The organism is Streptomyces sp. NPDC086554 (genome assembly GCF_040686095.1).
In the GTDB taxonomy this organism is placed as follows: Bacteria; Actinomycetota; Actinomycetes; order Streptomycetales; family Streptomycetaceae; genus Streptomyces.
In genome coordinates this window covers 152,870-163,346 of the sequence record NZ_JBFBJK010000023.1, presented here as the reverse complement: position 1 = coordinate 163,346, position 10,477 = coordinate 152,870, and the positions used below count along the sequence as shown (strand labels likewise).

The window sequence follows — 10,477 nt, the reverse complement described above, 5'->3', positions numbered from 1 at the left end:
AAGCCCGGTAACGGGTGGAGGTGACTGGTACTAATAGGCCGAGGGCTTGTCCTCAGTTGCTCGCGTCCACTGTGTTGGTTCTGAAACCACGAACAGTTGTGTCGGCTGAACAGCGTCACTACTTAATTGAAGAGTGTGCTTGTTCGCTGCCCTGTTTGAGATCCGGCGATTTCGTTGGATATTTCATAGGGTTTCGGTGGTCATAGCGTGAGGGAAACGCCCGGTTACATTCCGAACCCGGAAGCTAAGCCTCAAAGCGCCGATGGTACTGCAGGGGGGACCCTGTGGGAGAGTAGGACGCCGCCGAACAATCTTTGGAGGACCCCTGGTCCCAGCGTCCACGCTGGGACCAGGGGTCCTTTTTGTTTTTGTCGAAGCGCGCCGGCCTCCCGGCTGCGCGAGAATGACTGCGGTACCGAAGACTAGGAGTCACCGATGTCCACCAACTCTCCCGACGAGCGACCGGAGCGCGAGCAGCGCCGCCGGGACGGTGGCGACCGGGGCGGATACCGCGGTGGGGCGCCCCGTCGGGACAACGACCGTGGCGACCGCAGCGGAGGGCGTCCCCCGTTCCGCCGCGACGACCGTCCCACCTCCGGCGGACCGCGCCGCGATGACCGTGACAACCGTGGCGGACCGCGTCGCGACAACGATCGCGGTGGTGACCGTGGTGGCCTCCGTCGTGACGACAGCCGTGGTGGCGACCGTCCCGGGTTCCGTCGCGATGACCGCCGTGACGACCGGCGTGATGACCGCGGTGGTGACCGTGGCGGCTTCCGTCGCGACGACAACCGTGGCGGTGGCGGCGGCTACCGCGGGCGGGACGACCGTGATGGCGCAGGACGTCCCCCGTTCCGTCGCGATGACCGCTCGACCTCTGGTTTCCCGCGTCGTGACGACCGCCGTGACGGGGATCGCCCCGCCTTCCGTCGTGACGACCGCTCGACCTCCGGCTCCCCCCGTCGTGACGACAGCCGTGGTGGCGACCGTCCCGGGTTCCGTCGCGATGACCGCCGTGACGACCGGCGTGATGACCGCGGTGGTGACCGTGGCGGCTTCCGTCGCGACGACAGCCGCGGCGGTGACCGTCCTGGCTTCCGCCGTGATGGGGATCGCCCCGCCTTCCGTCGTGATGACCGCAGGGATGACCGGCGTGACGATCGCGGTGGCGACCGTCCGGGCTTCCGCCGCGACGACCGGCGGGATGATCGGCGTGATGACCGCGGTGGTGACCGTGGCGGCTTCCGTCGTGATGACCGGCGTGACGACCGACGCGATGACCGGCCCCGTGGTGGCGGCGACCGTCCGGGCTTCCGCCGTGACGACCGGCGTGATGACCGCGGTGGCGATCGTGGTGGCTTCCGTCGTGATGACAGCCGTGGTGGCGACCGTCCCGGGTTCCGTCGTGATGACCGCAGGGATGACCGGCGTGACGATCGCGGTGGTGACCGTGGCGGCTTCCGGCGCGACGATCGTCGGGATGACCGGCGTGATGACCGCGGTGGTGACCGTGGCGGCTTCCGTCGTGATGACAGCCGTGGCGGTGGCGGTGGCTACCGTGGCCGGGACGACCGTGGGCCGCGTCGTGACGACAGCCGTGGCGGACGGCCCGGCGGGTTCCGTGGGCGTGATGACCGGCGCGACGGCGACCGTGGTGGCTACCGCGGGCGTGACGACCGGGACCGTGACCGCGAGCCGATCAAGCGGCTGCCGATCCCGGACGACGTCACGGGGCACGAGATCGACAAGGACGTACAGCAGGAACTGCAGAGCCTTCCCAAGGGGCTCGCTGAGGACGTCGCCAAGAACCTGGTGATGGTCGCCAACCTGCTCGACGAGGATCCCGAGCAGGCCTACGCCTACTCGCGGATCGCGCTGCGGTTGGCTTCGCGTGTCGCCGCTGTCCGCGAGGCGGCGGGCTTCGCCGCGTACGCGACGGAGAAGTACAGCGAGGCCCTCGCCGAGTTCCGCGCCGCCCGGCGGATGACCGGCAGCGTCGAGCTGTGGCCCGTCATGGCGGACTGCGAGCGTGGTCTCGGCCGGCCCGAGAAGGCGCTTGACATGGCCGGTGGGCCGGAAGTGGCGAAGCTGGACAAGGCGGGGCAGGTCGAGATGCGGCTTGTGGCCGCCGGTGCCCGGCGCGACATGGGGCAGATCGATGCCTCCATCGTCACCCTGCAGAGCCCCGAGCTGGCGTCGAACTCCGTGCAGCCGTGGACCGCGCGGCTGCGGTACGCGTACGCCGACGCGCTGCTCGCGGCGGGGCGTGAGGACGAGGCGCGCGAGTGGTTCGCGAAGGCCGTCGAGTCCGACAAGGACGGCAGCACCGACGCGTCGGACCGGCTCGCCGAGCTGGACGGTGTCGAGTTCGTCGACGCTCTTGATGAACACGACGCCGATGGTGGCGTGGTCGTAGTGGAGGCGTCGGTCCCGGAGTCCTCGGACGAGAGTGATGTCGTCGTCCAGAACGATGACGTGGACGACGAGGGCGATGAGGATGATGACGATGACGCGGACGGTGCCGGAGACGGCAAGGTCTGAGTGCTGACGTAGTTGCGACAACGGGCGGGATCCCAGCAGGGGTCCCGCCCGTTGTCGTATTCGCGTGCTGCGGGAGGTTCAGGCGTCGAGGCTGCGCAGGACCAGGCCCGTCGCGGGCTTGGGGCCGAAGGATGTCGACTTGCGGGGCATCGTGACCCCTTGGCGGGCCAGGTCGCGGACGACCTCTTCGCGGACCGGGTGCATCAGGATCGCCGTGCCGCCGTCGCGTTCCGCCTTCTCCACGGTCGCTTCGGTGTCGTGGATGTAGGCGATGTGCTCTGGGGCGTCGGGGATCTGCCAGATGTGGTCGAGGAGCGTGGAGTGCAGGACCGTCGCGTCGAGGGTGCGCCAGGCCTCGGGGCGGTCGGCGCGGATCGTACGCGAGAGGAGGTCGGGGGACGGGCGGTCGACGAGGTGGTAGCGGCCGTCGCCGGCGAGGAGGAAGGCGTTGCCTTCGGTGGCGGCCTCGGCCAGGGCGTCGAGCGCGCGGGGCAGGGCGCCTTCGACGGTGCGGACGCGGAAGGTGTCCGCGAGGGCCGCCAGGGCGTCCGCGACCGGGAGTTGGTGGAGGTAGCGGTGGATGGCGCGGACCCGGAGGGGGTAGCGCGCGGTGTCCACCAGGAGGACCAGGCCGTAGTCCCACGGGCTGGGGGACGGGTGCTCGGAGCGCAGCCGCAGGTTGGTCGCCCAGCGGTGGTGTCCGTCCGCGATCAGGGCCTGGTGGCGGGCGAGATCTGTCTGGATCTCTGCGAGCTCGGCGGGGTCGGTGACCGCCCAGAGGCGGTGGCTGAAGCCGTCCTCCGTGGTCGTCGACAAGAGAGGCTTGTTCAGTACGGTGCGTTCGATGACCGCCAGCGCGCCTGTGGCGTTGCCGTCGGAGCGGTAAGTCAGGAGCAGTGGTTCGAGGTTGGCGCTCGTCGCGCGCATCAGGGCTGCGCGGTCCTCCACGACGTGGGGCATGACGCCCTCGTGGGGCAGGACGATGCCGTCCGCCGCCTCCGAGAGGCGCAGGGCGCCGATGACGCCGCGCTGCAGCATGTCGCCGTCGCGCTGCTCGTAGACGTAGAGGCTGGGCTCCGGGTCGGGCGCGAGGATGCCCTGGGCGAGCCAGGACCGCAGGGTGTCCGCGGCCTGGTCGTTGCGGGCGGCGGGCGTGGTGGCCTGCGGCAGGATCAGCCGGACGATGTTGTGCGGGTCGGCGGACTCCAGGTGGAGCAGGCCGTCGGGCCGTACGACCACGTCGTACGGAGGGGACGTCACGGCGGCCAGGCTGCCGACCCGTTCGGGGACGTACCGCACGCCTCGGAACGGGATCAGGTCGAGGCCGTGGTCGTCCGTGTCACCCGCTGTGTTCATTGCAGCATCGTATGTGTGTCAGTGGCATAAGCGATGATCGGGGGGATGGGATCGACCGAGGAGCGATGTGTAATGAGCCAGACCGTCAGGACGCGGCCCGAGGGCAGCCGGAATGTGCTGAGCGAGGCGTACGACACGGCGCTGCTCGACCTGGACGGGGTGGTGTACGCGGGAGGGCAGGCGATCGTGCATGCCGTCGAGTCGCTGGGGACGGCGCGGGCGGGCGGGATGCATCTCGCGTACGTGACGAACAACGCGCTGCGCACGCCGGACGCGGTAGCCGGGCATCTGACGGAGCTGGGCATCCCGACGGGGGCGTCGGATGTGATCACGTCGGCGCAGGCGGCCGCGCGGCTCGTGAGCGAGCAGGTCCCGGCGGGGGCGCGGGTGTTGGTGATCGGCGGGGAAGGGCTGCGGGTCGCGCTGTGGGAGCGGGGGCTCGAGCCGGTGGAGTCGGCCGACGATGAGCCGGTGGCGGTCGTGCAGGGGTACGGCGGGCCGGACCTGGCGTGGGGGCGGTTCGCCGAGGCCTGCTACGCGATCGCGCGCGGGGTGCCGTGGTTCGCGTCCAACACGGACCTGACGATTCCGAGTGCGCGGGGCATCGCGCCCGGCAATGGCGCGGCAGTCGAGGTGGTGCGCATCGCGACGGGCGCCGAGCCGCAGGTGGCGGGCAAGCCGCTGCCTCCGATGCACCGCGAGACGATTCTGCGGACGGGGGCCGAGCGGCCGTTGGTCGTGGGGGACCGGCTCGACACGGACATCGAGGGAGCGTTCAACGGCGGGGTGGACTCGTTGCTGGTCCTGACCGGAGTGACGGACGGCGCCCGCTTGCTCGCGGCCCCACCCGAGCACCGGCCGACGTACGTGGACGCGGATCTGCGCGGCATGCTGACCGGGCAGCCCGAAGTGACCTCGACGGAAGGCGGATTCAGCTGCGGCGGGTGGACCGCTTCGGTGCGGGGGCCCCAGCTGATCCTTGACGGCGAGGGTGAGGTACTCGATGGGCTGCGGGCGCTGTGCGCTGCGGCGTGGACGGATGCGGGGGACGGGGTGTGCGCGCTGGACGGGGGGAAGGCGTTGTCTCGGTTGGGGGTGTAGGCGGGGCTGGGGCTGGAGGCCGGGGCGGGGGGATTTGGTGCCTGGCGGTTGGCTGGGCAGGTGGGTTGATGGGGCCGTGCCTTGGCCAGGAGGAGGCGGCAACCGATGGTTGGCCGGCCTGGTGGGCCGAAGGGGCCGTGCTCTTGTCTGGGGGGGATGCGGGCCCGGCCTCGGGTTGCTTGGTGGGTTGAAGGGGTCATGATGCCGCCGGGGTGGATGCGGCATTGGTCTCGGGTTGCTTGGTGGGTTGAAGGGGTCATGATGCCGCCGGGGTGGATGCGGCATTGGTCTCGGGTTGCCTGGTGAGTTGGAGGGGCCGTGCCTCTGCCCGGCCGGTGTGGCCCCCGTGCTCGGCTCCCCTCGTGGGCCGAGGGCTCCGCCGCTGCCCCCGTATCAATGGACCGAAGGCCCCCGCCCCTGCCGGCAGGGCAGGGGCGGGGGCCTTCGGCGGATGGGGGGGCTCAGGCCGTTTCGTTGCGGTCTATTAGTTCGTCGGTCGTCGTGCCTCTGCGCCAGTAGCCCGAGAACGACACCCGCTTGCGGTCGAAGGCGCGGTCGGTGACCAGGTGGCGGCGGGTGGCCTTGACCGTGGCGGACTCGCCTGTGACCCAGGCGTACGGGGTGCCCGACGGGAGTTCCGCAGCGCGGATCGCCGACGGTGTCGCGCCCGTTTCCGTGAGCCAGGTGATCTCGGCGTCGGCCTTGGTGGACAGATCCTGGCGGTCCGCCGGGTCGTGGACCTCGATCCAGACGCGCGTCGGAGTGCCGGGCGGCAGCGTTTCCAGGATGCTCGCCACCGCCGGGAGCGCCGATTCGTCGGCCGTCAGGAGGATCCAGTCGGTGTCCTGCGGCGGCCTGAAGTCGTACGCGCCGTTCTCCTCCTCGATCGGGGCGAGCACGCCGATCCGGGCGCCGGGGGCCGCCTTCCGTGCCCAGCTGGTGGCCGGTCCGTCCGAGGGTGAGGGAGCCGGGCCGTGGACCGCGAAGTCGACGATCAACTCATCGGGGTCGCGGCGCAGTTCACGTGTGGTGTACGTGCGCATGATGCCGCGTACGTCGGGGTCGAGGGCGCACCAGTCGGCGTACCAGGTGGCCGCGTCCCCGCCGGACGTGTCCGGCATGACCGGGGCGTCCTGCCCCGGATGCGGCAGGAACACCTTGATGCGCTGGTCGCGGCCGGCCGAGGCCATCCGCGCCAGGCCGTCGCCGCCGAGCGCCACGCGGATCATGGCGGGCGTGACGTACTCGGTGCGCAGCACGTGCATGTCGAAGAAGTGGTACGGGGAGTCGGTCATCGGTTGAGCCTCTTCGAGTTCTCGATGGCGGCGGCGAGCTGTTCGAGCACGGGGGCGAAGCCGGCGTAGCTGTAGCGCTCCTCCATCGACCAGGGCGTGGTCTGGCCGGCCTTGACGGCGGGGAGCAGCTCCCAGGTGGGCTTCTTCGCAAGCTCCTTGGGCGGCAGTGCGCTGGAGCGGTTGTCCATCATGATGAGATCGGCGTGGTATTTGTCGGCGTTCTCCCAGCTGAGGAACTCCCAGAAGCCCCACTCGTCGCTCTTCTTGCCCTCGACGAACTCGACGCCGAGGTCCTTGAAGTAGTTCAGGTCGCAGTAGGAGTCAGGCACGGCGACGTAGAACTGCTCGGCGTCACCGGTCATCGCGAGGACCTTCAGGCCGGGCTTGGCCTTCGCCGCCTTGCGCAGTCGGCTTTCGGCCTTGTCGAAGCGGGCCTTGGCGGCCCGTACCTTCTCCGTCCCGAGGTCGGCGCCGAGCGACTCGGCGAGCTCGGTGTAGCGCTTGAGCGGTTCGAGCAGGGAGACGCGGGCGCCCTTGATGCCGACGGTGGGCGCGAGCGCCTCGATCTTCTTGGTGCTGTCCTCGGGTACGAACCAGAGGGCGGGCGGCGGGAACATGTTGCTGATCAGGACGTCGGGCTCGAGGCCCGCGTACTTCTCGATGTTGAACTGGTTGAAGGCCTCGCCGAGGCTCGTCAGTTTGTCGACATCGAGATCGCCCGCCTGCGGGTTGGGCTTGCCGTCCACCGGCTTGGACGGGCCGAAGATGCCGGTGCACTCGATGCCGTAGTCGTACAGCGCGGCCGCCGTGCTGACGTAGGCGACGATGTTCTTCGGGGTGTGGTTCACCTCGGCGGTTCTGCCGCGGTCGTCCTTGAAGCTCCAGGCCTTGGAGCCGGAGTCTTTCTCGGGCTTCTTCTCGCTCCCGCAGGCCGTGAGCAGGGCGCTGAGGCCGACGGCGCCGCCGGCGGTGAGTAGGCCGCGGCGGGAGAGGGTGCGGTGGGTGTTCATCAGACGGCCTTCTTCGACTGGTCGACGGCTGCCGCGAGCTGCTCGATGAGCGGTGCGTAGCCGGCGTGACTGAACTGGGCCTCGTTGGACCACGAGACGACCTGGTCCGCTTTGACGGCGGGGAGTTTCGCCCAGGTCGGTTTGGACTTCTTGAGCTCGTCGGCCTTGAGGTTGCCGGTCCGTTTGTCGACGAGGATCAGATCGGCTTCGTACGTGTCGGCGTTCTCCCAGCCGAGCTCCTGGAAGAAGCCGCCCTTGGTCGTCTGGTCCGGGGTGACGAACTCGATGCCCAGGTCGGCGTAGTGGCGCAGATCGGTGAAGTCGGCGGGGTTGCCCACGTAGAGCAGGTCCGCCTGTGCCGAGATCGCCATGACCTTGATGCCGCCGCGCGCCTTCGCTGCCCGGGCGGACTTGCGGAGGGTCTCCGACGCCGCCTCGAAACGCTTCTTGGCGGCGGTGACCTTCTCCGCCTTCAGGTCGGCGCCCAGGGATTCGGCGAGTGCGGCGAAGCGGCCGATCGCCTTCGTCAGCGAGGTCTTGCCGGTGAGGATGCCGACGGTCGGGGCGAGCGAGGTGATCTTCTTGGCGGATTCCTCGGGGACGTACCAGAGCGTCGGTGCCACGTTCATGGTGCTCACGAGCAGCTCAGGCCGGAGGCCGGCGTACTTCTCGATGCTGAACTCGCCCCAGGCGTTGCCGAGGATCGTCACTTTGTCGACATCGATGTCGGCGGCCTGCACATCGGGTTCGCCGTTCTTCAGCTTTGTCGGGCCGAAGACGCCGGTGCACTCGATGCCGAAGTCGTGCAGCGCGGCGGCCGCGCCGATGTAGGCGACGATCCGGCGCGGGGTCTTGCCTGCTTTCGCGGTCGTGCCGCGGTCGTCCTTGAAGCTCCAGCCGTCGCCCGATGTTTTCGCGCCATCGTCCGAACTGCCGCCGCATGCCGAAAGAAGTCCGCCGAGGCCGAGGGCTCCGACCCCGCCGAGTACACCACGGCGGGTCAGAGCAGGAGGTATCGGGCGGCGAGCATGCATGAGTGGTGCTTCTCCCGTCGAAGGCGAGTGCGAGGGTAGGCTAACCTAACCTGGTGTTGGTCGACAGTCCCCCCGAAGCCAGCGCGGAGACCGCTCCCGCGCCACCCAACCGCCGCGCGATGCGCAGCGCCGGGCTCCTCGTCTCGGTCGGTGTGCTCGTGCTCGTCGCCGTGGCGAGCATCGCGGTCGGTGCCAAGTCGATGCCCCTGGAGCACGTCTGGCACGGTCTCTTCCAGGACACCGGGACGTACGACGATGTCGTCGTCGCGGAGCGGCTTTCGCGCACGCTGCTCGGACTGCTCGTCGGCGTGGCCCTCGGCCTCTCCGGAGCCGTCCTGCAGGCGCTCACCCGCAATCCGCTGGCCGATCCCGGACTGCTCGGCATCAACCTCGGCGCATCGGCCGCCGTCGTCACCGCCATCAGCTTCTTCGGCGTCACCTCGCTGAGCGGCTATGTGTGGTTCGCGTTCTTCGGCGCGGCCGCGGTAGGCGCCCTCGTCTACGCGCTCGGCGGCACCCGCAACGCGACGCCGGTGCAACTGGCCCTCGCGGGAACCGCGCTGAGCGCCGCCCTCTACGGTTATCTGCAAGCCGTAATGATCATGGACGACGCGGCGCTCAACAAGATGCGCTTCTGGACGGTCGGTTCCCTGGCATCGGCCAAGAACGAGACCATCCTGCAGGTCCTCGCCTTCTTCGTGATCGGCAGCGTGCTCGCGCTCGGCCTCGCCCGGCCGCTGAACGCCATGGCCATGGGCGACGACACCGCCCGCGCGCTCGGCGCCCATCTGGGCCGCACCCGCGCCCTGTCGATGGCCGCCGCGACCTTGCTGTGCGGGGCGGCGACCGCGGCCTGCGGGCCCATCATGTTCGTCGGCCTGATGGTGCCGCACATCGTGCGCTCCTTCACCGGGCCCGACATGCGCTGGATCCTGCCGTACGCGGCGATCCTCTCCCCGGTCCTGCTGCTCGGCGCCGACGTCGTCGGACGCATCGTCGCGCGGCCCGCTGAGCTGCAGGTCGGCATCATCACCGCGTTGATCGGCGCCCCGGTCTTCATCATTCTCGTACGACGGCGGAGGCTGGCTCAGCTGTGAAGGCGATACGCACCCGGGGCGGGCTCAGCTTCCGTCTCGACGTCCGCACGGCCGTGGTCGTCGCCCTGCTCATCGTGGCCGCGCTCGCCGCGAGCGTCGTCCTGATCGGCACCGGCGACTTCGACATCCCCATCGCCGACGTCATCCGCACCCTGCTCGGCAACGGCGACGCCGGGCAGGAGTTCATCATCAACGACCTGCGCCTTCCACGGGTCCTCGTCGGCCTCCTGGTGGGCGCCGCGCTCGGGCTCGGCGGCGCGATCTTCCAGTCCATCTCGCGCAATCCGCTGGGCAGTCCGGACATCCTCGGCCTCGGACAGGGGTCCACCGCCGGGGCGCTCATCATGATCGTCCTCTTCCAGGGCAGCGCGGTGCAGGTCGCGGGCGGTGCGCTCGTCGGCGGTCTGGTGACGGGCACGGCGATCTATCTCCTGGCCTGGAAGCGGGGCGTGCACGGCTTCCGGTTCGTCCTCGTCGGCATCGGCGTCTCCGCCTTCGTCACCGCCATCAACGGCTATCTGCTCACCAAGGCGGACCTCGTCGACGCCGCGCGCGCCGTCGTCTGGATGACCGGCTCCCTCAACGGCCGGGACTGGGAGCAGGTCTGGCCGCTGCTGGTGCTGTGCGCGATCCTGGTGCCGCTCGTCATGACGTACGCGCGTCCGCTGCGGATGCTGGAGATGGGCGACGACGTCGGATACGCGCTCGGCGTGCCCGTCGAGCGCACCCGCCTCGTCCTGATGGGCTCGGCCGTGCTGCTCACCGCCGCGGCGACCGCCGCCGCGGGACCCGTCAGCTTCGTGGCGCTCACCGCGCCGCAGCTGGCCAGGCGGCTCACCCGCTCGCCGGGACCGAACCTCATCCCGGCCATGTGCATGGGCGCCACCCTGCTGATCGTCGCGGACTGGGCCTCGCAGCGGGCGTTCGGCGCCGATCAGCTGCCCGTGGGCGTGGTCACCGGTGTGCTCGGCGGCGTCTATCTGCTCTGGCTGCTCGTCATCGAGCGCAAGGCGGGGCGGATATGAACGGCGGGACGCATATCA

General features: G+C 69.9%; 8 protein-coding genes, 1 rRNA gene and 1 pseudogene. 6 read left to right on the top strand and 4 right to left on the bottom strand.

The features are described from left to right. The first annotated feature begins 192 nt into the window (after positions 1-192). The 3 genes and pseudogenes from rrf (at position 193) to AB0O76_RS32880 (ending at position 2,541) form a co-directional block, all read left to right on the top strand. A 5S ribosomal RNA gene (gene rrf / locus AB0O76_RS32890) occupies positions 193-309 on the top strand. Between the two features lie 126 nt (positions 310-435). Further along, positions 436-1,332 (top strand): annotated as a pseudogene (locus AB0O76_RS32885) (tetratricopeptide repeat protein); the annotation flags it as partial. A gap of 375 nt (positions 1,333-1,707) precedes the next feature. After that, entirely contained in the window at positions 1,708-2,541 is an 834-nt protein-coding gene (locus AB0O76_RS32880; RefSeq protein WP_365498767.1) for a hypothetical protein, read from the top strand. Positions 2,542-2,619: 78 nt separating this feature from the next. Here AB0O76_RS32880 and AB0O76_RS32875 read toward each other — a convergent pair whose 3' ends face one another. Then, positions 2,620-3,897 carry a DUF1015 domain-containing protein gene (locus AB0O76_RS32875; RefSeq protein WP_365498739.1) on the bottom strand — a complete coding sequence of 426 codons (1,278 nt, stop codon included), beginning with the start codon at positions 3,895-3,897 and terminating at the stop codon, positions 2,620-2,622. 72 nt (positions 3,898-3,969) lie between these two features. Here AB0O76_RS32875 and AB0O76_RS32870 point away from each other — a divergent pair, with 72 nt between their 5' ends. Continuing rightward, a complete protein-coding gene (locus AB0O76_RS32870) occupies positions 3,970-4,998 on the top strand; it encodes an HAD hydrolase-like protein (RefSeq protein WP_365498737.1) in 1,029 nt (342 codons plus the stop codon). A 461-nt stretch (positions 4,999-5,459) separates the two neighbouring features. Here AB0O76_RS32870 and AB0O76_RS32865 read toward each other — a convergent pair whose 3' ends face one another. From AB0O76_RS32865 to AB0O76_RS32855, 3 genes are read right to left on the bottom strand one after another with little or no spacing between them, the layout of a single operon-like run. Beyond that, on the bottom strand, positions 5,460-6,293 hold the full coding sequence (locus tag AB0O76_RS32865) for a siderophore-interacting protein (RefSeq protein ID WP_365498734.1): 834 nt from the start codon (positions 6,291-6,293) through the stop codon (positions 5,460-5,462). Beyond that, the gene (locus AB0O76_RS32860) at positions 6,290-7,303 is read right to left on the bottom strand and encodes an ABC transporter substrate-binding protein (RefSeq protein ID WP_365498731.1); all 1,014 of its coding nucleotides are present in this window, start codon (positions 7,301-7,303) and stop codon (positions 6,290-6,292) included. Before AB0O76_RS32860 ends, AB0O76_RS32865 begins: the two co-directional genes overlap by 4 nt. Continuing rightward, positions 7,303-8,337, bottom strand: coding sequence for an ABC transporter substrate-binding protein (locus AB0O76_RS32855; RefSeq protein ID WP_365498728.1), 1,035 nt, complete (start codon positions 8,335-8,337; stop codon positions 7,303-7,305). The genes AB0O76_RS32860 and AB0O76_RS32855 overlap by 1 nt, the downstream gene beginning before the upstream one ends. A gap of 53 nt (positions 8,338-8,390) precedes the next feature. Here AB0O76_RS32855 and AB0O76_RS32850 point away from each other — a divergent pair, with 53 nt between their 5' ends. Together AB0O76_RS32850 and AB0O76_RS32845 are read left to right on the top strand one after the other, a co-directional pair. Further along, complete coding sequence (locus AB0O76_RS32850) at positions 8,391-9,434, top strand: iron chelate uptake ABC transporter family permease subunit (RefSeq protein ID WP_365498725.1); 1,044 nt, start codon at positions 8,391-8,393, stop codon at positions 9,432-9,434. Further along, entirely contained in the window at positions 9,431-10,459 is a 1,029-nt protein-coding gene (locus AB0O76_RS32845) for an iron chelate uptake ABC transporter family permease subunit (RefSeq protein WP_365498722.1), read from the top strand. The genes AB0O76_RS32850 and AB0O76_RS32845 overlap by 4 nt, the downstream gene beginning before the upstream one ends. Positions 10,460-10,477 lie beyond the last annotated feature (18 nt).

Excerpts from the sequence above, each read along its gene's own strand:
- AB0O76_RS32875 (WP_365498739.1), bottom strand. The coding sequence starts at position 3,897 with ATGAACACAGCGGGTGACACGGACGACCACGGCCTCGACCTGATCCCG.
- AB0O76_RS32870 (WP_365498737.1), top strand. The coding sequence starts at position 3,970 with ATGAGCCAGACCGTCAGGACGCGGCCCGAGGGCAGCCGGAATGTGCTG.
- AB0O76_RS32865 (WP_365498734.1), bottom strand. The coding sequence starts at position 6,293 with ATGACCGACTCCCCGTACCACTTCTTCGACATGCACGTGCTGCGCACC.
- AB0O76_RS32860 (WP_365498731.1), bottom strand. The coding sequence starts at position 7,303 with ATGAACACCCACCGCACCCTCTCCCGCCGCGGCCTACTCACCGCCGGC.
- AB0O76_RS32855 (WP_365498728.1), bottom strand. The coding sequence starts at position 8,337 with ATGCATGCTCGCCGCCCGATACCTCCTGCTCTGACCCGCCGTGGTGTA.